The sequence below is a fragment of the Kitasatospora sp. NPDC090308 genome (assembly GCF_044769485.1).
Taxonomy (GTDB): domain Bacteria; phylum Actinomycetota; class Actinomycetes; order Streptomycetales; family Streptomycetaceae; genus Kitasatospora; species Kitasatospora fiedleri.
In genome coordinates this window covers 279,554-303,420 of the sequence record NZ_JBIVXY010000005.1, presented here as the reverse complement: position 1 = coordinate 303,420, position 23,867 = coordinate 279,554, and the positions used below count along the sequence as shown (strand labels likewise).

General features: G+C 74.9%; 25 protein-coding genes and 1 riboswitch. Of the genes, 15 read left to right on the top strand and 10 right to left on the bottom strand.

Annotated elements, in window-relative coordinates:
- Positions 1–55 precede the first annotated feature (55 nt).
- Positions 56–709, top strand: a complete 654-nt coding sequence (locus ACIQVD_RS14555; RefSeq protein WP_402289095.1) for an endonuclease — start codon at positions 56–58, stop codon at positions 707–709.
- Positions 710–780: 71 nt separating this feature from the next.
- On the opposite strand, the gene ACIQVD_RS14550 is transcribed toward ACIQVD_RS14555, so the two are convergent.
- Positions 781–1,782, bottom strand: coding sequence for a cytochrome c oxidase assembly protein (locus tag ACIQVD_RS14550; RefSeq protein WP_402289092.1), 1,002 nt, complete (start codon positions 1,780–1,782; stop codon positions 781–783).
- A 156-nt stretch (positions 1,783–1,938) separates the two neighbouring features.
- Between ACIQVD_RS14550 and ACIQVD_RS14545 the strand changes: the two genes are divergently transcribed.
- Positions 1,939–3,324, top strand: coding sequence for an FtsW/RodA/SpoVE family cell cycle protein (locus ACIQVD_RS14545; protein WP_402289089.1), 1,386 nt, complete (start codon positions 1,939–1,941; stop codon positions 3,322–3,324).
- 197 nt (positions 3,325–3,521) lie between these two features.
- On the opposite strand, the gene ACIQVD_RS14540 is transcribed toward ACIQVD_RS14545, so the two are convergent.
- Complete coding sequence (locus tag ACIQVD_RS14540) at positions 3,522–4,121, bottom strand: LysE family translocator (RefSeq protein WP_400686230.1); 600 nt, start codon at positions 4,119–4,121, stop codon at positions 3,522–3,524.
- Positions 4,122–4,137: 16 nt separating this feature from the next.
- A complete protein-coding gene (locus ACIQVD_RS14535; protein WP_402289085.1) occupies positions 4,138–4,884 on the bottom strand; it encodes a metallophosphoesterase in 747 nt (248 codons plus the stop codon).
- A 122-nt stretch (positions 4,885–5,006) separates the two neighbouring features.
- Between ACIQVD_RS14535 and ACIQVD_RS14530 the strand changes: the two genes are divergently transcribed.
- The gene (locus ACIQVD_RS14530) at positions 5,007–5,633 is read left to right on the top strand and encodes a CGNR zinc finger domain-containing protein (RefSeq protein WP_400686226.1); all 627 of its coding nucleotides are present in this window, start codon (positions 5,007–5,009) and stop codon (positions 5,631–5,633) included.
- 113 nt (positions 5,634–5,746) lie between these two features.
- Here the strand turns inward: ACIQVD_RS14530 and ACIQVD_RS14525 are convergent, their stop codons facing one another.
- The 3 genes from ACIQVD_RS14525 to ACIQVD_RS14515 form a co-directional block, all read right to left on the bottom strand.
- Positions 5,747–7,135: an FAD-dependent oxidoreductase gene (locus ACIQVD_RS14525; protein ID WP_402289082.1), complete on the bottom strand. Its 1,389-nt coding sequence runs from the start codon at positions 7,133–7,135 to the stop codon at positions 5,747–5,749.
- A 214-nt stretch (positions 7,136–7,349) separates the two neighbouring features.
- On the bottom strand, positions 7,350–7,988 hold the full coding sequence (locus ACIQVD_RS14520; RefSeq protein ID WP_402289079.1) for an MSMEG_1061 family FMN-dependent PPOX-type flavoprotein: 639 nt from the start codon (positions 7,986–7,988) through the stop codon (positions 7,350–7,352).
- 80 nt (positions 7,989–8,068) lie between these two features.
- Complete coding sequence (locus ACIQVD_RS14515) at positions 8,069–8,317, bottom strand: SCO4226 family nickel-binding protein (protein ID WP_400686220.1); 249 nt, start codon at positions 8,315–8,317, stop codon at positions 8,069–8,071.
- Between the two features lie 149 nt (positions 8,318–8,466).
- A riboswitch (FMN riboswitch) is annotated at positions 8,467–8,594 on the top strand.
- A 183-nt stretch (positions 8,595–8,777) separates the two neighbouring features.
- Here ACIQVD_RS14515 and ACIQVD_RS14510 point away from each other — a divergent pair.
- From ACIQVD_RS14510 to ACIQVD_RS14470, 9 genes are all read left to right on the top strand, one after another.
- Positions 8,778–9,437, top strand: a complete 660-nt coding sequence (locus tag ACIQVD_RS14510) for a riboflavin synthase (RefSeq protein ID WP_402289076.1) — start codon at positions 8,778–8,780, stop codon at positions 9,435–9,437.
- Between the two features lie 56 nt (positions 9,438–9,493).
- Entirely contained in the window at positions 9,494–10,075 is a 582-nt protein-coding gene (locus tag ACIQVD_RS14505) for a nicotinamide riboside transporter PnuC (RefSeq protein ID WP_402289522.1), read from the top strand.
- Entirely contained in the window at positions 10,072–11,385 is a 1,314-nt protein-coding gene (locus ACIQVD_RS14500) for a bifunctional 3,4-dihydroxy-2-butanone-4-phosphate synthase/GTP cyclohydrolase II (protein WP_400686215.1), read from the top strand. The genes ACIQVD_RS14505 and ACIQVD_RS14500 overlap by 4 nt, the downstream gene beginning before the upstream one ends.
- A 95-nt stretch (positions 11,386–11,480) precedes the next feature.
- Positions 11,481–11,975, top strand: a complete 495-nt coding sequence (gene ribH / locus ACIQVD_RS14495; RefSeq protein WP_100835154.1) for a 6,7-dimethyl-8-ribityllumazine synthase — start codon at positions 11,481–11,483, stop codon at positions 11,973–11,975.
- 119 nt (positions 11,976–12,094) lie between these two features.
- The gene (locus ACIQVD_RS14490; RefSeq protein WP_111552569.1) at positions 12,095–12,367 is read left to right on the top strand and encodes a phosphoribosyl-ATP diphosphatase; all 273 of its coding nucleotides are present in this window, start codon (positions 12,095–12,097) and stop codon (positions 12,365–12,367) included.
- An 89-nt stretch (positions 12,368–12,456) separates the two neighbouring features.
- A complete protein-coding gene (gene hisG / locus ACIQVD_RS14485; RefSeq protein WP_400686211.1) occupies positions 12,457–13,305 on the top strand; it encodes an ATP phosphoribosyltransferase in 849 nt (282 codons plus the stop codon).
- Between the two features lie 53 nt (positions 13,306–13,358).
- Positions 13,359–13,817, top strand: a complete 459-nt coding sequence (locus tag ACIQVD_RS14480) for a PH domain-containing protein (protein WP_400686208.1) — start codon at positions 13,359–13,361, stop codon at positions 13,815–13,817.
- A 308-nt stretch (positions 13,818–14,125) separates the two neighbouring features.
- Positions 14,126–15,469 (top strand): hemolysin family protein, encoded by a 1,344-nt coding sequence (locus ACIQVD_RS14475; RefSeq protein WP_400686205.1) that lies wholly within the window; start codon positions 14,126–14,128, stop codon positions 15,467–15,469.
- The gene (locus ACIQVD_RS14470; RefSeq protein ID WP_100835149.1) at positions 15,466–16,515 is read left to right on the top strand and encodes a hemolysin family protein; all 1,050 of its coding nucleotides are present in this window, start codon (positions 15,466–15,468) and stop codon (positions 16,513–16,515) included. The genes ACIQVD_RS14475 and ACIQVD_RS14470 overlap by 4 nt, the downstream gene beginning before the upstream one ends.
- 63 nt (positions 16,516–16,578) lie before the next feature.
- Here ACIQVD_RS14470 and ACIQVD_RS14465 read toward each other — a convergent pair whose 3' ends face one another.
- The 4 genes from ACIQVD_RS14465 to ACIQVD_RS14450 form a co-directional block, all read right to left on the bottom strand.
- Complete coding sequence (locus ACIQVD_RS14465; RefSeq protein ID WP_400686203.1) at positions 16,579–17,301, bottom strand: DUF4230 domain-containing protein; 723 nt, start codon at positions 17,299–17,301, stop codon at positions 16,579–16,581.
- A complete protein-coding gene (locus ACIQVD_RS14460; protein ID WP_402289519.1) occupies positions 17,298–19,130 on the bottom strand; it encodes an AAA family ATPase in 1,833 nt (610 codons plus the stop codon). Before ACIQVD_RS14460 ends, ACIQVD_RS14465 begins: the two co-directional genes overlap by 4 nt.
- A gap of 316 nt (positions 19,131–19,446) precedes the next feature.
- On the bottom strand, positions 19,447–20,082 hold the full coding sequence (locus tag ACIQVD_RS14455; protein ID WP_402289068.1) for a uridine kinase: 636 nt from the start codon (positions 20,080–20,082) through the stop codon (positions 19,447–19,449).
- Between the two features lie 149 nt (positions 20,083–20,231).
- Positions 20,232–20,633: a hypothetical protein gene (locus ACIQVD_RS14450; RefSeq protein ID WP_111552575.1), complete on the bottom strand. Its 402-nt coding sequence runs from the start codon at positions 20,631–20,633 to the stop codon at positions 20,232–20,234.
- A 209-nt stretch (positions 20,634–20,842) separates the two neighbouring features.
- Between ACIQVD_RS14450 and ACIQVD_RS14445 the strand changes: the two genes are divergently transcribed.
- The 3 genes from ACIQVD_RS14445 to ACIQVD_RS14435 all read left to right on the top strand — a co-directional run bounded on the left by ACIQVD_RS14445 (position 20,843) and on the right by ACIQVD_RS14435 (position 23,813).
- Positions 20,843–21,283 (top strand): Lrp/AsnC family transcriptional regulator, encoded by a 441-nt coding sequence (locus ACIQVD_RS14445; protein WP_176185772.1) that lies wholly within the window; start codon positions 20,843–20,845, stop codon positions 21,281–21,283.
- 42 nt (positions 21,284–21,325) lie between these two features.
- Positions 21,326–22,939, top strand: coding sequence for an amidohydrolase (locus ACIQVD_RS14440; RefSeq protein WP_402289065.1), 1,614 nt, complete (start codon positions 21,326–21,328; stop codon positions 22,937–22,939).
- A gap of 70 nt (positions 22,940–23,009) precedes the next feature.
- Entirely contained in the window at positions 23,010–23,813 is an 804-nt protein-coding gene (locus ACIQVD_RS14435; protein ID WP_402289516.1) for an amidase family protein, read from the top strand.
- Positions 23,814–23,867 lie beyond the last annotated feature (54 nt).

Sequence of the window (23,867 nt, the reverse complement as noted above, 5' to 3'; positions counted from 1 at the left end):
CCGTCGGGCCCGACGGCTGGCGGTTCGTCAGCGAATCAATGGCGGGAGGGCCGGAATGGACACGCGGCGACGGGTGGCGGTGCTGGTGGAGGCGGCCGGGGGCACGTACCCGGAACAGGCGGGCATCGTGCTCGCGGACCGGGCCGAACCGCTCTGGCAGCTCCTGGTGCTGAGCAACCTGGTGTCGGCCCGCGTCCAGGGCGCGATCGCCGTCACCGGCACGGCCGCGCTGATCGCCGCCGGGGCCGGAACGCCCTACGGCACCCTGGAGTTGGGGCGGCAGCACTGCAAGGACGCGCTGATCGCCGGGCGCTACCGCCACTTCGCCGAGGGCACCGCCACCCGCCTCAACGACTGCGCCCGCCTGGCCCAGGACGAGTACGGCGGCGACCTGCGCAAGCTCGCCGTCGCCGCCCAGCACCGCCCCGAACGGACCCGGGCCCTCCTCCAGCGCTTCCCCGGCATCGGCCCGGCCGGCGCCGCCGCGTTCTGCCGCGACGCGCAGGCGGTCTGGCCGCACCTGCGCCCGGCCCTGGACGCCCGGGTGCTGGCCGGTGCCGAACTGCTCCGGCTCCCGACCGACCCGGCCGAGCTGGCCGCCCTGGTCGACCCGGCCGAACTGCACCGGCTGGCCGACGCCCTGGTCCGGGTCGCCCTCGACCCGGAGTTCGCCGGACGGGTGCTGAACGCCGGCGAGCCGGTCGGGTAGCCCGGACCGGGGCGGCGGCGCGGGGCGACAGCGCGGGGCGGCAGCGCGGGGCGACACGGGGGTGCGGGGCCTCAACCGCCGTAGCGGTGCCGGAGGTTGGGGTCGTCCAGCCACCACGGCCGGTCCCCGACAGCAGCGCTCGCGGGAGCGCCCGGGGCGGTGCCCGCCGGGGAGACCGCAGCGGAGGCCGCCGCCGCCCGGGCCTCCTCCGCCGCGTCCAGCGCGGCGTCCACCGCCGCCGTCTCGGCGCGCCCGGTGACGATCATCCGGCGGATCAGCGCGCACAGGAAGGGCAGGCCGACCAGGTCGCCGAGGATCCAGATCGCGTTGCCGCCGACGAACTGGTCGCGGGCGAGGGTGGGCCCCCAGTCGCGGGCCAGGCCCGCGTAGTACGGCTCGGCGATCACGTGGCCGCCGTACAGCAGCACCAGGGCGAGGGCCGCGTCGAAGACCACCTCGACGAAGGTGATCACCACGCCGATCATCAGCGGGTACGGGTGCGCGACCGGGTCCAGTTGCAGGCGCGGCCAGAAGTAGAGCAGGCCGAGCAGCACCGGGACCAGGTGGAAGCCGGTGTTCCAGACCGGGTCGGTCAGCGTGCGGGCGTACAGCGGCGTGAAGTACAGCAGCCAGGGCGGCGCGACCAGCAGCACGGTGGACACCAGCGGGAACATCAGCACCCGGGAGACCCGGCCGGACAGCGCCGCCCGCAGCCGCTCGCGGCCCGCCGCCGGGAGGGTGGCGGCCAGCAGCGAGACGGGCGCGCCCAGGGCGAGCAGCATCGGCACCAGCATCAGCAGCAGGACCAGCTGCACCGCGCGGTCGGTGAACAGCACCCGCTCGTACGCGCCGAGGCCGGAGCAGGTGGTCCAGACCCAGACCGCGAGGCTGCCCAGGAACGCCAGGGTGCGGTACCAGGGCCAGCGGCCGGAGCCGCCGGTGCGGTGGCGGCGGGCGCCGGCCAGGTAGCCGGCCGCGAGCAGGACGGACAGGGCGGCGACCGCCGGTTCGAGGGTCCAGGTGTCGGCCAGCGCCGACCAGTGCCAGGGCGCGACGGCCGCGGGGTGGGTCATGCCGGGGGGCCTCCTTCGGGCGGCGGTGCCGGTGGCGGGGCCCGGCGGTGGAACCCGGGGCGGGGTTCCGGGCGTCGTCGCAGGGTCGGGCCCGCGACCGCGGACCCGGCTCCACTATCTACGCCACTGTAGAATCTACCGAGTGGGGGAGCCCGGGTGAACGCCGCCCCGCGCAGCGCCGGCCGCCGCCGCGCCGCGCACCGCCGCCGCAGCGAACTCACCCTGCTGCTCCTCGCGGTGGCCGTCTGCCTGGCGGGCTGGACCACCGCTAGCCTGGCCCTGCGCGGCACCGTCCCGCCCGGCCTGCTGCCCTACGGCGCGGGCCTCGGCGCGCTCGCCCTGCTGCTGCACCTCGCCGTCCGCCGCTGGGCCCCGTACGCGGACCCGTTGATCCTGCCGCTCGCGGTCCTGCTCAGCGGCTTCGGACTCGTCCTGCTCGACCGCCTCGACCGCTCCTACGCGCTCTGGCACCCCGACAAGGGCGACTGGCAGAAGCTCCCGGCCGCGCCCGCCCAGGTGCAGTGGACGGTGATCGCCGCGCTGCTGGCCGTCGGCGTGCTGGCCGTGGTCCGGCACCACCGGCTGTTCCAGAAGTACGTCTACCTGATCATGACGGGCGCGCTGGTGCTGCTCGCCGCGCCCGCGTTCTTCTCCGGCGACAGCTTCGGCGCCAAGCGGTGGATCCGGGTCGGCGGACTCTCCTTCGAACCGGACGAGTTCGCCAAGGTCGCCATCACGGTCTTCTTCGCCGGGTACCTGACCGCCAACCGGGACGCCCTCGCGCTCACCGGCCGCAAGGCGTGGGGCCTGCACCTGCCGCGCGGCCGCAACCTCGGTCCGGTGCTGGCGATCTGGGTGGTCAGCCTGCTGGTGCTGGTCTTCGAACGGGACCTCGGCACCTCGCTGATCTTCTTCGGCGTCTTCGTGGTGATGCTCTACACCGCCACCGAACGCACCGGCTGGGTGGTCATCGGCCTGCTGATGGCCGTCGGCGGCGCGGCCGTGGTCGGCGACCTCGAACCGCACGTGCACGGCCGGGTCGAAGCCTGGCTGCACCCGCTCGACATCTACGAACCCGTCCACGACCCGGCGCTGATCTCCCAGCAGCCCGCCCAGGCCCTCTTCGGCCTCGGCACCGGCGGCGTCCTCGGCACCGGCCTCGGCCAGGGCCGCCCCTTCCTGATCGGCTTCGCCGGGCGCAGCGACTTCATCTTCACCACCATCGGCGAAGAACTCGGCCTGGCCGGCTCGATGGCCGTCCTCCTCCTCTACGGCCTGCTGGTCCAGCGCGCCCTGCGCACCGCCGTCGCCCTGCCCGACCCCTTCGGCAAACTCCTCGCCACCGGCCTGGCCGCCGCCCTCGCCCTCCAGGTCTTCGTCGTCGTCGGCGGCGTCACCGGCCTCATCCCGCTCACCGGCAAGGCCCTCCCCTTCCTCGCCGCCGGCGGCTCCTCCCTCACCGCGAACTGGCTGCTCACCGTCGTCCTGCTCAAACTCTCCGACGCGGCGGGCCGGGCGGAACTGCAACCGGGCCCGCCCTGACGCCACCGCCGCGCCTGCCACACCCCGGAGGAGCGTCCCGACCGCCCCTGAACCGAACCGCCCCTGAACCGAACCGCCCCTGAACCGAACCGCCCCTGAACCGAACGGTCACTGGACCGAAGGGCCCCGGGCCGCGCGGGCCCGTCCGCCGGGGCCGGTGGACGTGTTCCGGTCCGCCGGGGTTCCGCGGTCGGACGTCAGGCCCCGGCGAGCGCGTGCAGGCCCAGGGCGAGCAGGACGGCGGCGGTGGCACCGGTGGTCCAGGCGCGCAGGCGGGGGTGCGGGCGGGCGCGGCCGAGCAGGGCGGTCCAGCCGAACAGCCAGCCGCCGACCAGGGCGGCGTGCGCGGCGGCCAGGGTGAGGACCTGGCCGGTCAGCGGACGGGTGGCGTCCAGGAACTGCGGGACGAGCGTCAGGTAGATCGAGGCGGCCTTCGGGTTGAGGACGTTCGCCAGCAGGGCCTGGACGAGGACGGGGCCGCCGCGGCCCGGTCGGCGGGCCGGCGGCCGGCCGGCGGAGCGCCAGGTCCAGACGGCCAGGCCGATCAGGTAGCCGCCGCCGGCCAGCCGGACGGCGGTGAGCGCGCCGGGGTGGTGCGCGGTCAGCCCGGCCAGTCCGGCGATCGCCAGACCCGCGTGCACGGCCAGTCCGGCGACGGTGCCAAGCACCACGGGCACCGCCCGTCGTCGGCCGTGGTCGGTGGTCTGCCGGATCAGCAGGGCCAGGCTCGCGCCGGGGGTGGCGATCAGCGGGAGGAGGGCGATCAGGAACCCGGCGACGGCGTGCGGGGTGGCCACGGTGCGCGCCGGGCCGTCAGAGCACGACGCGGTAGTGCGTGGTCAGCCGGCGCTCCTCGTCCAGGACGTGGTAGGCGAGTGCGGGCGGCTGGTCGCGCCCGATGAAGTCTTCGGTCTCCCAGGGAAGTTGGAGCGTCCAGGTGACGGCGGGCCCGACGATCAGCGGCCGTCCGGCGAAGGTCGAGACGGCGGCGGTGTGCGCGTGCCCGGTGAGGACGGCGACCACCTCGGGGTGGTCGCCGAGCAGCGCGGCGAGGTCCTCGGGCCGCCGCAGCCGGCAGGAGTCGGGCACCGGGTGGTGCAGGGCCACCGGCGGCTGGTGGAAGGCGATCAACGCCGGTGTTCCGGGCGGGAGTTCGGTGAGGGTGCGGTCGATCCAGCCGAGCGTGGCCGACTCCAGCAGGCCCTCGTCCCGGCCGGGGACGGTCGAGTCGACCATCAGGATCGCGGTGCCGCCGACCAGGTGCGCCCGGTTGATCGGCGCGGTGTCCGGCTCCTCGCCGAGCAGGGCCTCGCGGTAGGCGGGGCGGGCGTCGTGGTTGCCCGGGCAGTGCAGCACCGGGAAGGGGGCGTCCGCCAGCAGTTCGGCCGCCTCCCGGTACTCGTCCTCCGTCCCGTGGTCGGCGATGTCGCCGGTGACCAGCAGCGCATCGACGGGCCGGGGCAGGCCGCGCAGGTACCGCACGACGCGGGCCGCGCGTTCGGTGGCGCGCTCGGTGCCGTCCAGGTGGAGGTCGCTGATCTGGGCCAACAGCAGGGGCATGGGGGCTCCTTCGCCGGTGCCTAATGGTTGTCTTTCGCTTTGGCGTTAGGGACTTTAGGGTAGGAGCGATCGGCGCGGCAAGGGAGAATGTGCACCGGCGGCACGGGCGAGGAGGCGGACGCATGGCGAACGAGGGCGACACCCGGCAGGGGTGGCCCGCACTGGACTTGGTGGGCACCGTCCGCCACGACGGCAACGGCGGCGTGCTCGACGACCTGGCGGAGGCCGGCGACGCGGCCGCCTGGCTGGCCGAACACGGCACCCGCTTCACCGGCCCGGCCGAACTCCCCGACCTGGACGCCGACTTGCACGCCGAGGTGCTCGAACTGCGCCGCGCCGCCCGCGCCCTGTTCGCCCGGGCCGTCAGCCCCGGCCCCGCCAGCCGCGCCGACGCGCACCGGCTGATGCCCGCCGACCGGGCACTGGAACGGCTGAACGCCGCCGCCGCGCTCGACCCGGTCGCCCCGCAACTCGGCTGGGACGCGGGGGAGCCACCGGCCCGGATTCGTCCGCTCTCCTCCACCGGGGACGCCCGCGCCCGGCTGCTCGCCGCGCTGGCCCGCGCGGTGATCGAGTTCCTGGCCGGGCCCGAGCGGGAACAGCTGCGGGCCTGTCAGGCGCCGCGCTGCGTGCGGTACTTCGTCAAGAGCCACGGCCGCCAGGAGTGGTGCAAGACCTCCTGCGGCAACCGGGCCCGGGTCGCCCGGCACTACGACCGCCGGCGCACCGGCCCCGCCCCGCAGGACTGACCGGCCCGGGCCCCGCGGCCTTCCGCGCGGTCGCGCGCGAACGCCCGGCCGGGCGCGCCGCAGGACGTGGTCCTGGACGGTCCGGCCGGGCGTTCACCCGGGCCCGCGGGCGGCTACCGCGGGTTGCGGTCCGCCGCCCGGTCGCTGCGGGAGGCGTCGAGCATGCCGACCCGGTCGACGACCTTGACCCGCTCGCGGTTCTCCGCCGCGCCGAGGGCCTTCTCGTGGGCGTCGAGGTGCTGCCAGCCCTCCCAGGTGGTGAAGTCGACGCCGCGGCTGCGCAGGAAGCCGACGACGGCGTCCTCGGCGGGTTCGGCGGCGGGCCGCAGCAGGCCCGCCGCGTGGTCGGCGACCAGGCAGGCGACCGTCTCGTTGGCGTCGCCCTTGGTGTGGCCGATCAGGCCGACGGGGCCGCGCTTGACCCAGCCGGTGACGTAGACGGAGGGCAGGTGGGCGCCGTTCTCCTGGACCCGGCCGGCCTGGTGCGGGACGGTCGCGGTCAGGGTGTCGAAGGGCAGCTTGGGCAGTTCGTCGGAGCGGTAGCCGACCGCCCGGTAGACGGCCTGGACCGGCCAGTCGCGGAAGGTGCCGGTGCCCACCGTGTTGCCGGTGCCGTCGAGTTCGGTGCGCTCGGTGCGCAGCGCGACGACCTTGCCGTCCGCGCCGAGCACCTCGACCGGGTTCTCGAAGAAGTGCAGGTGGATGCGGTGCGGCCGGTCGCCGACGTCGCGGATCGCCCAGTTCTCCAGGGTGGAGGCGACCATGTCGGCCTGCTTGTTGGCGCGCCGGGTGGCGATCGAGCCCTCGTCGTAGTCGATGTCCTCGGGGTCGACGACGACCTCGATGGTGGGGGAGTGGTCGAGTTCGCGCAGCTCCATCGGGGAGAACTTGGCCTGCGCGGGCCCGCGCCGCCCGAACACGTGCACCTCGACGGCGCGGTTCGCGGCCAGGCCCTCGTACACGTTCGGCGGGATCTCGGTGGGCAGCAGCTCGTCCGCGGTCTTGGCCAGGATGCGGGCCACGTCGAGCGCGACGTTGCCGACGCCGAGGACGGCGACCTGCTCGGCCTCCAGCGGCCACTCGCGCGGGACCTCGGGGTGGCCGTCGTACCAGGAGACGAAGTCGGCCGCGCCGTACGAGCCGTCCAGCTCGATGCCGGGGACGTTCAGGTCGCGGTCGGCCTCGGCGCCGGTGGCGAAGACCACCGCGTCGTAGAAGCGGTGCAGTTCGTCGAGCGAGAGGTCGCCGGGGTAGTCGACGTTGCCGAGCAGGCGGACCTGGGGCTTGTCGAGGACCTGGTGCAGGGCGGTGATGATGCCCTTGATCCGGGGGTGGTCGGGGGCGACGCCGTAGCGGATCAGGCCGAAGGGGGCGGGCAGGCGCTCGATCAGGTCGATGGAGACGCCGGGGGCGGCGGCCAGGTCGGACTTCAGCAGCGCGTCGGCGGCGTAGATCCCGGCGGGGCCGGAACCGACGATGGCCACCCGGACGGGGCGGGGCATGGGCAGGTACTCCTGTTCGACTCGGGGCGCGTACCGCCCAGCCTCGCGGCCGGCGGGCGCGCCCGGTACCGGGCTCCGGCTTATGTCGTCATAAGCCGAAGCTATGGCCCCCCAAAGTTCCGCCTATGCGGAGATCCCGTGCCTCCCAGCATGCACCAGCCCGCCGCGAAGCCCTCCCGGCCCCCCTCCCGCGACCCCCCTCGCGGGCCCCGGGTCACTCGTAGCGCAGCCGCAGCGACTCCTCCTCGGCGGCCACCACCTGCTCCAGGGTGAGCGCCGGATCTCCCACGTGGGAGAGGGTGATCTCGGCCGAACCGGGCGCCGCGTCGGCGGGCAGCCACCGCTCGGGCCGCCAGGCGGACGAGCGCAGCAGCGCCTTCGGGCAGTGCCCGTACACCTCGTCGGCGGCCACCACGATCGCGGTGCGCGGCGGCTTGCCCACCGGCGTCAGCCGCGCCAGCAGCTCCGGGTCCTCGCTCACGCAGGCCCGCCCGTTGACCCGCAGGGTGGCGGCCCGGCCGGGGACGACGAAGAGCAGGCCGGCCTTCCCGGTGGCGGCGACGTTGTGCAGGGTGTCCAGCCGCCGGTTGCCGGTGGCGTCCGGGATCGCCAGGGTGTGCCCGTCCAGCACCGCGACGAAGCCGGGCGGGCCGCCGCGCGGCGTGGCGTCGCAGTTGCCGTCCGCGTCGGCGGTGGCGACGAACACCAGCGAGGAGCAGCCGATCAGCCGGCGGTCCGCCTCGTGCAGGCGGTCCACCTGCTTGCGCCGCACCAGCGCGCTCGGCTGCTCGTACAGGGCCCGCAGGCGGGCCGGTCCGCGGATCGCGTCCGCGGCCAGGGCGTCGAAGATCACCCGCCCGACGCTACCCCCGCCCGCCGCGCGCCCGGCGGGCGGCGTCGGCACTCGGCGCGCGCGGCCCGGACCGGAAGGCGTCAGACGTGCAGCGGCACCGGGTGCACCTCGTCCGCCGGGTGCCCGGTCCGCTCGTGCACGCGCTGCACGGCCTCCCGGGACGGGGCGGAGGACAGGCAGTAGACCGTCCCCGAGTCCGGGTCGGCCCAGGCCTGCCGGAACTCCACGCCCTCCTCGCCCTGCGCCGCCAGGTCCGCCTCGTGCGCGGCCCTCAACTGGTCGGCGGTGATGCCGGCCATCCCGTGGTGGACGTCCATGAACATCGTCATGCCGGCTCAACTCCTCGGTCGGGAGTCCTCCGTACGGAGAACTATTCCCTCCCACCGTGCTCCGCCGGCGTGAACCAGGCCACAGCACGCGTCCTTGCGGCCGGACCACCGGCGCGTGCAAGAATGTGGGTGCAGTACCAGTGACGTTCAGCGCACTCCGGGGTCGGTGAAAATCCGAACCGGCGGTTACAGTCCGCGACCCGTCCGCAGCCAGCGGGCGGTTGACCAGGTGAAATTCCTGGACCGACGGTTAAAGTCCGGATGGGAGGCGTGCGCGGCGGACCAGGCGTGTCAGTACCGCGGCCCACCCGAGGGCCGGGGTGCGCAGCAGGACGGCAGCGAACCCGTGCCTCGGCGAGGAAGCCCAGGCGCCCCGGGGGAGCCGCGTCCGGCGTGCCGTCCGCAGTCAACTCCCATGAGCCGCCCCGGAGTCCGCGCCCCAAGCGCGAGGAGAACCCGGGTGTTCACCGGCATCATCGAAGAGCTCGGCGAGGTCGTCTCCATCGAGGAGATCGGCGCATCCTCGCGCATCCGCCTGCGCGGGCCGGTCGTCACGGCCGACGCCCGGCACGGCGACTCCATCGCGGTCAACGGCGTCTGTCTGACCGTCCTCGACGACAACGAGCAACTCGCGGACCGCCCCGGCGAGTTCAGCGCCGACGTGATGCGCGAGACGCTGCTGCGCTCCAGTCTCGGCGTGCTGCGCCCCGGCTCCCGGGTCAACCTGGAACGGGCGATGGCGCTCGGCGCCCGGCTCGGCGGCCACCTGGTGCAGGGGCACGTCGACGGCACCGGGACGCTGCTCTCCCGCGAGCCCGGCGACCTCGACCCGGACGGGAATCCGCGCTGGGAGGTGCTGCGTTTCACCCTGCCGCAGCCGATCTCGCGCTACCTGGTCGAGAAGGGGTCGATCACCGTGGACGGAGTGAGCCTCACCGTCGTCGAGGCCGCCCTCGACTCGTTCACCGTCTCGCTCATCCCCGCCACCCTCGCCCTCACCACGCTGGGCGCCAAGGCGGTCGGCGACCCCGTCAACCTCGAGGTGGACGTGCTCGCCAAGTACGTCGAGCGGCTGCTCGACACCCGTGCCCTGCCCGACACCCTGGGGGGTTCCAAGTGAGTGCGTTCGGAGACCTGGCCTTCACCGCCTTCGGCGAGCACGTGAAGGTCGCCGACATGACCGGCAACCTGATCGGGCTCGGCGCCCTGGCCCTCGGCTGGCGCCGCTCGGTGCTCACCTGGCCCGCCCAACTGCTGGCCGGCGCGGTGCTGATCACCGCCTTCCTCGGCGGGCAGGTGCCCGGCCTGATCGGCAAGCAGGTGATCGTCATCGTCGCCGCCGTCTGGGGCTGGATGCAGTGGAGCCGGGGCCGCCGCGACACCGGCCAGGTCGAGGTGCGCTTCGCGAACTGGCGCGAACGGGCCGTGCTGGTCGTCGCCACCGCGGCCGGCACCGCCGCCGTCGCCGCGCTCTTCCACGCCTTCCCGAAGCTGTCCTGGAACCCGCTGCTGGACGCGTACATCTTCGTCGGCACGCTGGCCGCGATGTACGCCCAGGCCCGCGGCTGGGTCGAGTTCTGGTTCGCCTGGATCGCCGTCGACCTGATCAGCGTCCCGTACTCGTACACCCACGGCTACGTCTTCTCGGCCCTCACCTTCAGCATCTACTTCGTCCTGGTGGTGGCCGGCCTGGCCAGCTGGTGGACGAAGGCCCGGGCGGCCCGCACCGCCTCGATCCCCACCGGAGCCGCCGCATGAGCGCCCAGCCCACCACCCCCCGGCCCACCACCCCCCGGCCCGCCGGTCCCGGCCCCGCCACCGGGCCGTTCGCCCTCGACCCGGTCGAGCGCGCCGTCGCCGACATCGCGCTCGGCCGTGCCGTGATCGTGGTCGACGACGAGGACCGCGAGAACGAGGGCGACATCGTCTTCGCCGCCTCGGCCGCCACCCCCGAACTGCTGGCCTTCACCGTCCGGCACTCCTCCGGCGTGATCTGCGTCCCGATGACCGGCGGGGAACTGGACCGGCTCGAGCTCCCGCCGATGACTCGGGTCAACGAGGACCGCAAGGGCACCGCGTACGCCGTCTCGGTCGACGCCCGCGACGGCGTCTCCACCGGCATCTCGGCCGCCGACCGGGCCCGCACCGTCAAGCTGCTCGCCACCGCCGGCACCGAGCCCACCGACCTCACCCGCCCCGGCCACGTCTTCCCGCTGCGCGCCGTCGACGGCGGCGTGCTGGTCCGCCCCGGCCACACCGAGGCCGCCGTCGACCTGGCCCGGCTCGCCGGGCTCCCCCCGGCCGGCGGCATCGCCGAGGTGGTCAACGACGACGGCACCATGGCCCGGCTGCCCGAACTGCACGCCTTCGCCCGCGAACACGGCCTGGCGATCATCTCGATCGAGGACCTGATCGCCTACCGCCGCCGCACCGAACTGCACGTCGACCGCGCCGCCGTCACCCAACTGCCCACCGAGCACGGCACGTTCACCGCCGTCGGCTACCGCGGCACGATCGACGGCACCGAGCACCTGGCCCTGGTGGCCGGCGGCCTGGACGCGGACGGCCGGCTCCCCGAGGGCGAGGACGTGCTGGTCCGGCTGCACTCCGAGTGCCTGACCGGCGACGTGTTCGGCTCGCTGCGCTGCGACTGCGGCCCCCAGCTGAGCGCCTCGCTGGCCGCCGTCGCCGCGGCCGGCCGCGGCGTGGTGCTCTACCTGCGCGGCCACGAGGGCCGCGGCATCGGCCTGGCCCACAAGCTGCGCGCCTACCAGCTCCAGGAACAGGGCCTGGACACCGTCGACGCCAACCTCGACCAGGGCCTGCCCGCCGACGCCCGCGACTACTCGATCGGCGCCCAGATGCTCACCGACCTCGGCGTCCGCTCGCTGACCCTGCTCAGCAACAACCCGGCCAAGCAGACCGCGCTCACCGAGCACGGCCTCAAGGTCGCCGCCCGCCGCCCGCTGCCCACCACCGCGAGCGAGCACAACCTGCGCTACCTGCGCACCAAGCGCGACCGGATGGGCCACGACCTGCCGTGGCTGGAGGAGGACGACGGCAAGTAGCCGCCGCCCCCGCACCACCGCACGCCCGCACCGCCGCACGCCCGCACCACCACTAGCAACGAACCACCGCCAGCAACGAACAGAGGAAGACGAACATGGCCGGCCACGGAGCCCCCGTCCTGTCCCCGGAGAGCCTGGAGAACTGCGCCGACCTGCGGGTCGCGGTGATCGCCGCGCAGTGGCACGAGCAGGTGATGAACGGCCTGCTGGACGGCGCCCGGCGCGCCCTGAAGGACCTGGGCATCGGCGACGCGGCCGTGGTCCGCGTCCCGGGCACCTTCGAGCTGCCGGTCGCCGCCAAGCGGCTGGCCGCCGCCGGGTACGACGCGGTGGTCGCGCTGGGCGTGGTGATCCGCGGCGGCACCCCGCACTTCGACTACGTCTGCCAGGCCGCCACCGTCGGCCTGACCCAGGTCTCGGTGGACACCGGCGTCCCGATCGGTTTCGGCGTGCTCACCTGCGACACCGAGCAGCAGGCGCTGGACCGGGCCGGGCTGCCCGGCTCCGCCGAGGACAAGGGCCACGAGGCGGTCACCGCCGCCGTCGCCACCGCCGCCGCGCTGCGCGCGGCGCTCGCGCCCCGGAGCTGACACCGCCCCTCCGCACCGCGGACGGCGGTTCCCCGCACCGTGGACGCCGTCCACCGGACTGTCCACGGTGCGGAACCGTTTACCGTCCGTCAGCCCGCACCCCGTAAGGTGAGCCCATCATGGCTTCCAAGACATTCGAGGAGCTCTTCGCCGAGCTCCAGCAGAAGGCCGCCACCGGCGACCCCGCGTCCTCCCGTACCGCCCAGCTGGTCCAGCAGGGCGTCCACGCGATCGGCAAGAAGGTCGTCGAGGAGGCCGCCGAGGTCTGGATGGCCGCCGAGTACCAGTCGCCCGAGGAGGCGGCCGAGGAGATCTCGCAGCTCCTCTACCACGTTCAGGTGATGATGCTCGCCCGCGGGCTGACGCTCGAAGACGTCTACAAGCACCTCTGACGCGCACCTCCGACAGGTGCCTCCAGCAGTCCCGTTCCACCGCCCGTCCGATCGCTCCACTGCTCGCCAACGCGAAGGGTCCGCCACTCATGCTCCGCATCGCCGTCCCCAACAAGGGTTCGCTCTCGGGTCCCGCGGCGGAGATGCTCCATGAGGCCGGCTACCGGCAGCGCAAGGAGGCCAAGGAGCTCGTCCTGGTCGACCCGGACAACCAGGTCGAGTTCTTCTTCCTGCGCCCGCGCGACATCGCGGTGTACGTCGGCTCCGGCCGGCTGGACGTCGGCATCACCGGCCGCGACCTGCTGCTCGACTCGGCCTCGGAGGCCGAGGAGGTGCTGGCGCTCGGCTTCGCCGGCTCGACCTTCCGCTTCGCCAAGCCGGTCGGCGCGGAGCTCTCCGGCGTCCGGGACCTGGACGGCCTGCGGATCGCCACCTCGTACACCGGCCTGGTCGAGCAGCACCTCGCCGAGCACGGCGTGAAGGCCACCGTCACCAAGCTGGACGGCGCGGTGGAGACCGCCGTGCACCTGGGCGTCGCCGACGTGATCGCCGACGTGGTGGAGACCGGCACCAGCCTGCGCAACGCGGGCCTGGAGGTGTTCGGCGAGCCGATCCTGGTCTCCGACGCGGTGGTGATCCGCTCCAAGGGGGCCGGCGAGGACGCCGCGGTCGAGCAGTTCCTGCGCCGCCTGCAGGGCGTGCTGGTGGCCCGCCGCTACGTGCTGATGGACTACGACATCCGGGCCGAGAAGGTCGGCGAGGCCGTCGCCCTCACCCCGGGCCTGGAGTCGCCGACCGTCTCGCCGCTGCACACCGAGGGCTGGGTCGCGGTCCGCTCGATGGTGCTCCGCAAGGAGGCCCAGCGGATCATGGACGACCTGTGGGCGATCGGCGCCCGGGCCATCCTGGTCACCAACATCCACGCCTGCCGCATCTGACCCGCCACCGGGCGGGGCCGCCACCCCCGGTCCCGCCCCTCCTGGAGCCACCCGTGTCCACCCCCGCACCCGCCGCCCTGCCCGTCACCTGGGCGCCCCGCCGCAACCGCGCCGTGCTGTACACGCTGTGCGCCGTGCTGGTGGTGCTGTTCTCGGTGCTCGCCGTCGTGCTGCCGGAGAGCTGGCAGTTCAACGACCGGGTGATGATGGCCTGCTCCGGCCTGCTGTTCGCCGCGGTCGGCCTGATGCTGGCCCGCCCCAAGGTGGTCGCCGACGCCGAGGGCCTGACCGTGGTCAACTTCGTCCGCAGCCGCCGGCTCTCCTGGGCCGAGGTGGTCCGGGTCAACTTCCGGGCCGGCGACCCCTGGGTGGTGCTCGACCTCGCCGACGGCACCGCGCTGGCCGCCGTCGGCATCCAGCCCGGCGGCGGCCGGGAGCAGGCCATCCGGGCCGCCCGCGCCCTGCGCGACCTGGTCGAGGAGCGCGGCGCCGGCCGCGAGCAGCGGGCCTGACCCACCCCGGACGCACGCGCCCGACCCGCCTCCGGACGGCACGGGCCCGCTTCCGCCCCCGGACGCACGCGCCCGCCTCCGCCCCCGGACGGGCGGCCCTGACACGCCCCGGACGGGCGGGGCGGACGGGCCCGGAGAAGCGTTCGGGTATCGTCTAGGCTGGTAAAACCGCGGCAAAGCCCACCCGAGAACCGGGCTGCCCGCCTCCACCCGCGACCAGAGGAGTGACACCTCCCCTCGATGGACGATCCGTCCGGTAGTACCCGCGCCGCCGCGCACGTCTCCAGCCGGGGAAGGCGGGCGGCCCGATGACCACCGCCTGGCTCCTGCTGCTCGCGGCCTTCCTGCTCATCCTCGCCAACGGCCTGTTCGTGGCCGCCGAGTTCGCGTTCGTGACCGCCGACCGCGGCACCGTGGAACGCGCCGCGGCCGACGGCGACCGGCGGGCCAAGGGGCTCTCCAAGGCCCTGCACAAGCTGTCCTTCCAGCTCTCCGGCGCCCAGCTCGGCATCACCATCACCTCGCTGGTGGTCGGCATGCTCGCCGAACCGGCGCTGTCCGTCCTGCTGAAACCGGTGTTCACCGCCGTCGGCCTGCCCGACTCGGCGGCCCGCGGCACCGCGGTGGCCGTCGGCCTGGTGCTGGCCACCGTGATCCAGATGGTGATCGGCGAACTCGTCCCGAAGAACTGGGCGATCTCCCGCCCGATCCGGGTCGCCTACGCCGTGGCCGCCCCGCAGCGCGCGTTCTCCGCCGCCTGCCGGCCGCTGATCGCCTTCCTCAACGGCTCCGCCGACCGGATCGTCCGGGCCTTCGGCGTCGAGCCCCAGGAGGAGCTCGGCCACGCCCGCACCGCCGACGAACTCGTCGCGCTGGCCCGGCACTCGTACCAGGCCGGCGTCATGGACGAGGAGTCCGCGACGCTGTTCGTCCGCACCCTGGGCCTGGGCGAGCTGACCGCCGAGTCCGTGATGACCCCGCGGATCGACGTCGCCGCCCTCCAGCAGGACGCCACCGCGACCGACGTGCTCAACCTGACCCGGGCCACCGGGCTGAGCCGCTTCCCGGTGTACGCCGAGAGCCTGGACGAGGTCACCGGCACCGTCACGCTCAAGGACGCCCTCGCGGTCCCCGCCGCGCGGCGCGACCACACCAAGGTCCGCCACCTGTGCGCCCCGCCGCTGCTGGTCCCCGAGACGATGTCCGCCGAACGGCTGCTCGACCTGCTGCGCCGCCGCGAGCCGATGGCCGTGGTGGTCGACGAGTACGGCGGCACCGCCGGCGTCGCCACCATCGAGGACATCGTCGAGGAGGTGGTCGGCGAGGTCCAGGACGAGCACGACCCCGCCGACACCCCCGACCTGCGCCCGCTCCCCCCGCGGGACGGCCTGCCGGTCTGGGACGCCGACGGCCGGGCCCGGCTCGACCAGCTCGCCAAGATCGGCCTGCACGCCCCCGACGGCCCGTACGAGACGCTCGGCGGCCTGCTCGCCGACCTGCTCGGCAAGCTCCCCGCCGTCGGCGAGCGCGCCCACCTGCCCGGCTGGGAGCTGACCGTGACCGCCGTCGACCGGCACCGCACCAGCCGGGTCGAGGTCCGCCGGGTGCACGAGGACGAGAACGACGACGAGGACCGGGACAACCACCGATGAGCGCCCTGCAACTCGCCTTCTCGCTGCTCCTGCTGCTCGGCAACGCCTTCTTCGTCGGCGCCGAGTTCGCCGTCATCTCGGTGCGCCGCAGCCAGATCGAGCCGCTCGCCGAGGCCGGCGACAAGCGCGCCCGCACCGTGCTGCACGCGCTGTCCAACGTCTCCGCGATGCTGGCCGCCGCCCAGCTCGGCATCACCGTCTGCTCGCTGCTGCTCGGCGCGCTCGCCGAACCGACCATCGCGCACCTGCTGGAGCCCGCCTTCCACGCGCTCGGCGTGCCCGAGTCGGCGATGCACCCGCTGAGCTACGCCATCGCGCTGAGCATCGTGGTGTTCCTGCACATGGTGATCGGCGAGATGGTGCCGAAGAACCTCGCCCTGGCCGGGCCGGAGCGGGCCGCGCTGCTGCTCGGCCCGCCGCTGGACCGGCTGGCCCGCTGGCTGGCCCCGTTCATCGCCTTCCTGAACGCCTTCGCCAACGGCGTGCTGCGGCTGTTCCGGGTCGAGCCCAAAGACGAGGTCGACTCGGTGGCCACCAGCGAGCAGCTGCTGCTGATGCTCACCGACTCCGGCGAGGCCGGGTTCCTCGACGACAGCCGCCGCGAACGCCTGGAGGACGCCCTGGAGATGGGCAGCCGCCCGGTCACCGAGGTGCTGCTCGACCCCGAGCAGCTGGTCACCGTCGGCCGCGAGGTCACCGGCGAGGAGATCCAGCGCCTCGCCGTGCGGACCGGCTTCTCCCGCTTCCCGGTCGCCGACGAGCACGGTGCCGTCCTCGGCTACCTGCACCTGAAGGACTCGCTGGAGGCCGACGACCTGGCCGCGCCGATCCCCGAGCGGCTGTGGCGGCCGATCACCGTGCTGCGGGCCGGCCTGCCGCTGGACGACGCGCTCGCCGCGATGCGCCGGGCCGCCGCCCACCTGGCCGCCGTGGTCGACCCGGACGGCCGCCAGCTCGGCCTGGTCGCCCTGGAGGACGTCCTGGAGGAGCTGGTCGGCGAGGTCCACGACCCCGACCACCGCCCGCCCGCCGCCGCCCAGCGCTGAGACGGCCCCCGTTCCTCCGGCCGCGCGGCCGGAGGAACGGGGGCCCGGGGGTGCGGGGCGGTGCTACGCCACGGTGACCGTGACCGAGGTGAAGCCCAGCGAGCCCAGCAGGCCCGACAGCATCGCCTTGGTGTTGTTCTCCGCGGTCGCGGTCAGCTCGGTGTCCTTCGCCGCCTTGTCGATCTTCTCCACGGCCAGCAGCTCCACCTTGTGCTGGTCGTCGGAGGTGCTGGACGAGAACAGGTCGCCGAGCCGGTCGAACAGGCCGCGCTCCTGCGAGTACATGTAGGAGTGCTTGACGTCCAGCGCCGCGTCCGCGAGCTGCGCGTGCGGGATGGTGATGGACGCGGTGCGCCGGTCGTCGGAGACCTTCACCGAGTCCGGCCCGAGCTTGCCCAGGTCCACGTAGGCGCCGACGGTGCCCGCGCCCACGTACAGGCTGCGGGTGCCGAGGATCGCCGACGGCAGGAACTTGGCCTCGTTGGCGAGGTCCACGATGACCTGGAAGTTGCCGGTGGCCGCGTTGTAGCGGCTCATGTTCTGCACCGACTTGAGCACCGCGGGCTGGCTGCGGTCCACGCTCTTCTCGGCGAACGGGTTCGGCAGGCCCGGCAGCCAGCCCAGCTGCCCTAGCCCCAGGAACAGGGCCAGGATCACGGCCAGCGTGACCGGCAGGGAGACGTACCAGGGCACCCGGCGGGGCCCGGCCGTCCGTACGCGTTCCGCTCTCGGCGCCGGGTCCTCGTCGTCCTCCCGGCCGGCGCGCTCCTCCCGGACGCCCTTCACTGGCGGCCGTCGATCAGCTCGCCGTACGCCTGCAGCAGGTCCGGCAGCCGCAGGGTCGCCAGATCCTCCCGGGAGGGCACGCCGCGCTGCCCGGAGAGCCGCAGGTCCCGGTAGGCGCAGGACTTCTCGTACAGGGTGCGGATGAAGCGGCCGTTGCCGAGCTGGTCGATCCAGCCCTCGGCGACCACGTGTCCGCAGATCGAGGTCAGTTCCTCGGCCGCGTCCACGTCCCAGCCGTCGCCGTCGGCCTGGGCCAACTTCAGGCCGATGTCGGCCAGTTCGGCGGGGCGGTAGGACGGGAAGTCGACCCGGGTGGTGAACCTGGAGTTCAGGCCCGGGTTCGTTGCCAGTAGTCGATTCATGCCGTCCGGGTACCCCGCAAGGATGATGACCAATCGGTCCCGGTTGTCCTCGGCCCGCTTGAGCAACACCTGCAGCGCCTCGTCGCCGTACGCGTCGCCCTTGCTGTAGCCGGAGTTGGCCAGCGAGTACGCCTCGTCTATGAACAGCACGCCGTCCAGCGCCGAGTCGATCAGCTCGTTCGCCTTCACCGCCGTCTGACCGAGGAACTCGCCCACCAGGTCAGCCCGTTGGGCCTCCACCAGGTGGTCGCCGGAGAGCAGCCCGAGGGCGTGGAAGACCCGGCCGAGGATGCGCGCCACCGAGGTCTTGCCGGTGCCCGACGGCCCGGAGAACACGAAGTGCCGCTTGGGCGGCTGCACCGGCAGCCCCCGGTCCGCGCGCAGCCGGGCCATCCGCAACTGCGCGGACAGCGCCCGCACCTGGCGCTTGACCGGGTCCAGGCCGACCATCGCCTCCAGCTCGGCCAGCGCCTGGTCCAGCTCCAGCCGGGCGGCCGGCGCCGGGTTCGGGCCGGCCGGCGGGATCGCCTGCGCCATCGGCCAGTTGCCCAGCCGCGGCGTCAACGGCGAGGAGCCCGAGGCCCGTTCGGCCAGCTGGGCCCGGCCCGGCTCGGCCGCGCCCGGGGCGCCGTCCTCCTCGCACGCCTCCTCGCTCACCCCGCCGGACCCGCCGCGGAACTCCACCGGCTCCAGCTCCTCCAGCGCCCCGGCCGGCCCCGCCGCGCCCCGGTACTCGCCGAACGCCTCGCCGTCCAGCAGCCCGTCCTCGGCCGCGATCGCCGCCAGCCGCTGCGCGGTGTCCATGAACGCCGGGTCCGCCCGGTGCACCGCCCGGTACAGCGGCAGCGCCGCCGCGCTGCGCCCCGCGCCCTCGTACGCCCGGGCCAGCCAGTAGCGCAGCTCCTTGCGCTGCGGCTGCTCGGAGCGGCAGCGCGCCAGCGAGGCCGCCAGCGGGCGCTGGGCCTGCGCGCACATGTCCAGCCGGACCCGGGCCATGCCCGCGAACAGGCCCGCCTCGATGCCCAGCACCGGGTCGTCCAGCAGGCGGTCGGTGTCCCGGATCAGCTGCTCCCAGTCCTTGAGCAGGTAGGAGCGGCAGGCGTGCAGGAAGCGCACCGCGGGGTCCCGCTCCGGCGGCGGGCAGTCCGTCAGCGCCTGCTCCAGCTCGGCCAGGTGGCGGCCGTCCAGCCAGTGCGAGGCGTGCGCCAGCGCCAGGTCCTGCGGGGTCTCCAGCACCGGCTGCACCCACCAGCCCAGCCAGTACCAGGAGCTGAGCGGACGGCGGTGGCGCTCGCGCTGCTCGCCGAAGCGGTCGCGGTGCCGGTGCATCGCCAGCAGCGCGCCCGCGGTGTCGCTGCGCAGCGCGTGCAGCCCGAGCCAGGCGTCCGCCATGCCGGGGTCGACGTAGACCGCGGCGCGGAACTCCTCCTCCGCGCGGGCGTACGAACCGGCCGTGTAGGCGTCCATGGCCCGCGACCAGGCGCGGTCGGCGTCCGGGTCGGGACCCGCCGCGGCGGGACCCTCGCCGCCGGAACTCTCCACCGTCACTGACGCCCCCCGCCAGACCTCGGGGCGCTCCTCTGCGCGCCTGCGTGGCATGGTACCGGCGCGGCGCTGATCCGGAAGGGTGCCGCGCGGCTCGAATGGCGCGAGACGATCGCATCCCGGCGGGGGCGGCGGGCCGGGGAGGAGGGCAGGACGACGCCCCCGGCTCACGGGGGAACAAGCCGGAGGCGCCGTGTCTGTGGTTGCGGATTCAACTGATTTCCGCGACACGCAGAACTTAAATCCTGATGATGTCGCAGGTCAAGACCGGTCCGCCCGGTTCACTCAGGGTGCTCCCGGAGATCCGCCCGGTGACCCCGTCGACCCGCAGCGCCGCGTGCGGGCGGCTCGGGTCCGCCGCGAAGTGCGCGTCCTCCGCACGCGACCAACCCGCCCAGAACTCGGCCAGTTCCGGCCCGTCCCGCAGCTGCCCGCGGGCCCGCGCCGCGGCCGGATCGAGCTCCATCCACAGCAGCGCCGCCAGGTGCGGGCGCACCTCCCGCCGGCCCGCGCCCACCCCCTCCAGCAGCACCACCGGCGCCACCGGCACCGCCCGCTCGGCGGTGAAGGCCCGCGCCGTCCAGTCGTACACCGGGTGCCGGCCCGCGACCCCGCGCGCCAGCGGCTCCAGCACGCCCGCGCGCAGCCGCTCCGTCCAGCCGAACGGCTCCTCGTGCGTGGCCAGGTCGTCCAGGTGCACCACCGGGGCGCCGCCGAGCGCGGCGGCCAGCCGGCCGGTGAACGTGGTCTTGCCGGAGCCCGCGTGCCCGTCCACCGCGACCAGCCGCACCGGGCCCAGCGAGGGCGGCAGCGCGAGCAGGGCCGCGGCCGGTACGGACAGCTCCGCGGGCGGGGCGGGGAGGGCGGCGTCCATCCGGCCAAGGGTACGCGGGCCGGGCCGGACGCCGGGCTCCGCGCGTCAGGACGTCAGGGGCGGGGGGTGATCCCGGAGGGCGCCGCGGGCGGCACCCTCGCCGGGACGTCGGACCGGCCGGGCCGGTCCGGCTCTGCGGGCCGCGGCCGTCAGGCCGCGCGGCGGTCGCGCTGCGCGGGCACCAGCGCCCGCACCGGGCGGTGCGCCCCGGCGTGCGAGAACGGCTGGGTGCGCCAGTCCAGCGCGGACGGCAGCGCCACCAGGTTGTCCGGGCCGTCCGACCGCGGCGGCTCCTCGCACTCGGGCAGCTCGGCCGTCGGCAGGCCGGTGCCGGGGCAGATGGCCGGCTGGAAGGGGTTCCACGCGGAGGTCAGCACCGCGTGCTGGGGCAGGCGCTCCTCGTCCCCGATCAACGCGATCGGGCGGTCGCACTCCGGGCAGTGCACCCGGAAGCTCTCCCAGGTGTCGGCCGCGCCCGAGTCCGCCCCGAAGGGCGCCTCGAGCGCGCCGGGTTCGTCCTCGACGTCGGAACGCTGGTCGGTGGAAGGCATCGTGATCCCCCTCGGATCGGGCCGGAACCTCTCGTCGTCCGGGCCACCAGCAGCACTTCCCAGTGACGGCACGTCATAACCCTGCACTCCGGCGCACGGTGATGCATTCCTTGTGTTCCTCGCCACATTCCGTTGGCATGTGCCCCCCGGATGCGCCCCCCAGCGAGCTGTCTGCACAGCCCGCCCGCGATCGAGTAGGTTGACGCCTTGTGGAGGAACTCGACCAGCGCATCGTCCAGCTGCTGCTCCAGGACGGACGGATGAGCTACACCGACCTGGGCAAGGCCACCGGCCTGTCCACCTCGGCCGTGCACCAGCGGGTGCGCCGCCTCGAACAGCGCGGCGTCATCCGCGGCTACACCGCGATCGTCGACCCCGAGGCGGTCGACCTGGCGCTCACCGCGTTCATCTCGGTCAAGCCCTTCGACCCCAGCGCGCCCGACGACACCCCCGAGCGGCTCGTCGGCCTGCCCGAGATCGAGGCCTGCCACAGCGTCGCCGGCGACGAGAACTACATCCTCAAGGTCCGCGTCCCCGGCCCCGGCGACCTGGAGGACCTGCTGGCCCGGATCCGCTCCGCGGCGGGCGTCTCCACCCGCACCACCGTCGTGCTGTCCACCCCGTACGAGGCCCGCCCGCCCAAGCTCTGACCCGGTCGGGGGCGCGCTGTCCGCGGTGCGAGACTGGACGCCATGACCGAACGCACCGACCGGACCGTGCTGCTGCGCGGCGGCAACGTCTACAGCCCCGCCGACCCCTTCGCCACCGCCATGCTGGTCGAGGGGCAACACGTCGCCTGGGTCGGCAGCGACGGAGCCGCCGAGGCGTACGCCGACACCGTCGACGAGATCGTCGAACTGGACGGCGCCCTGGTCACCCCCGCCTTCGTCGACGCCCACGTGCACGCCACCTCCACCGGCCTCGCGCTCACCGGCCTCGACCTCACCGACTGCGCCTCGCTCGCCGAGGCGCTGGAGCGGATCGCCGCGTTCGCCGCCTCCTGCACCGGCGGCGCCCTGATCGGCCACGGCTGGGACGAGACCCGCTGGCCCGAGCACCGCGCCCCCGCGCTGGCCGAACTCGACGCCGCCGCCGGCCCCGTGCCGCTCTACCTCTCCCGCACCGACGTCCACTCCGCCCTCGCCACCACCGCGCTGCGCGCCCTGGTACCCGGCCTGGACGCGCTCCCCGGCCACCACCCCGACGGCCCGCTCACCCGCGACGCCCACCACGCCGTCCGGCAGGCCGCCCTCGCCCACCTCACCCCCGCCCGGCGCCGCGCCGCCCAGCACGCCACCCTGCGCCGCGCCGCCGAACTCGGCATCGGCACCCTGCACGAGTGCGCCGGACCGCAGATCTCCTCCGCCGAGGACCTCGCCGCCCTGCTCGCCCTCGCCGCCGAGACCGACGGCCCCGAGGTCTACGGCTACTGGGGCGAACTCGGCCCCGAGGGCATCGAGACCGCCCGGCGGCTCGGCGCGGTCGGCGCCGGCGGCGACCTGTTCGTCGACGGCGCGCTCGGCTCGCACACCGCCTGCCTGCACGACCCCTACACCGACGCCCCGCACACCGGCGTCGCCTACCTCACCGCCGCCGAGATCGCCGACCACGTCACCGCCTGCACCGAGGCCGGCCTCCAGGCCGGCTTCCACGCCATCGGCGACGCCGCGATCGGCGCCGTCGTGGCGGGCGTGCGCGCCGCCGCCGACAAGCTCGGCCTCGACCGGGTCAAGGCCGCCCGCCACCGGGTCGAGCACGCCGAGGCCCTGACCTACGAGACGCTCGCCGCGTTCGCCGAACTCGGCCTCACCGCCTCCGTCCAGCCCGCCTTCGACGCCGCCTGGGGCGGCCCCGACGGCATGTACGCCGAACGCCTCGGCGCGGAGCGGGCCGCCGCCCTCAACCCCTTCGCCGCGATGCTGCGCACCGGCCTCCCGCTGGCCTTCGGCTCCGACGCCCCCGTCACCCCGCTCGACCCCTGGGGCACCGTCCGGGCCGCCGCCTTCCACCGCACCCCCGAGCACCGGATCTCGGTCCGCGCCGCCTTCACCGCCCACACCCGCGGCGGCCACCGCGCCCTCGGCCACGACGCCGACGGCGTCCTCGTCCCCGGCGCGATCGCCTCCTACGCCGTCTGGGACACCGCCGACCTGGTCGTCCAGGCCCCCGACACCCGCATCGCCGGCTGGTCCACCGACCCCCGCTCCGGCACCCCGGGCCTGCCCGACCTCACCCCCGGCCACCCCCTCCCCACCTGCCTGCGCACCGTCGTCCGCGGCCGCACCGTCCACCGCCGCACCGCGTAGGACCGGTCCGGCCGATCCTGCCGGGCGCCCGACGCCGCGCGCCGATCCGACAAGATCCGCAAGGGAGGCCCTGGCCGCAAGCGGGGTGGTCAGCCGCACCGTGGCGGACACCGCCGCCGCCCTGGACGTGCCGGCCCGGCCCGACCCGGGCAGCTGGTGGTCGCCGCCCGCCCCCGCGCAGCGCCACGCCGCCGCGCTGGAGCGGCGCCCGCCGACCGGCCTGCGGATCGGCCACCTCACCGACTCCCCGCTCGCCGGGATCACCGTCGACCCGGCCTGCCGGACGGCCGTCCACCGGGCGCTGCACGCCCTGGAGGCCGCCGGGCACCGCGTGGTCGACACCGCGCTGCCGCTGCCGCCGCCGACCGAGGAGCTGGTGGGCGCGTTCACCACCGTCTGGAACACCGGCGCGGCCGGCGTCCCGCTCACCGACCCGGACCGGGTCGAACCGCACGACCGGGCCCTGCGGGACGCCGCGCACGCCGTCGACTCCTGGGCCTACGCGCAGGCCGTGCAGCGCGCCCAGCGGCTCTCCCGCGCCCTGGTGGAGGGCTTCCTGGCCGGGTTCGACCTGCTGGTCACCCCCACCATGGCCTGCCTGCCGCCGCGGATCGGCGCCTGGCGGGCCGCGGCCGCCGAGGACCCGGCGGCCGCGCTCCGCGACTCCTACCCGAGGGGCGGGTTCACCTCGCTGTCCAACGTCACCGGCCAGCCCGCGCTCCCGCTGCCGCTGCACCGGGACCCGGCCACCGGCCTGCCGGTGGGCGTCCAGCTGGTCGCCGCCCCCTGGCGCGAGGACCTGCTGCTCCAGGTCGCCCGCACCCCGGAGGAGGCGCTGCCCTGGTCCGGACGCCGCCCGCCGGTCGGCCGCTGACGGGCCGTCGGCCGCGCGGGGGCGGCCGGGGGAGTGAGGTACCTTTCCTGGGAC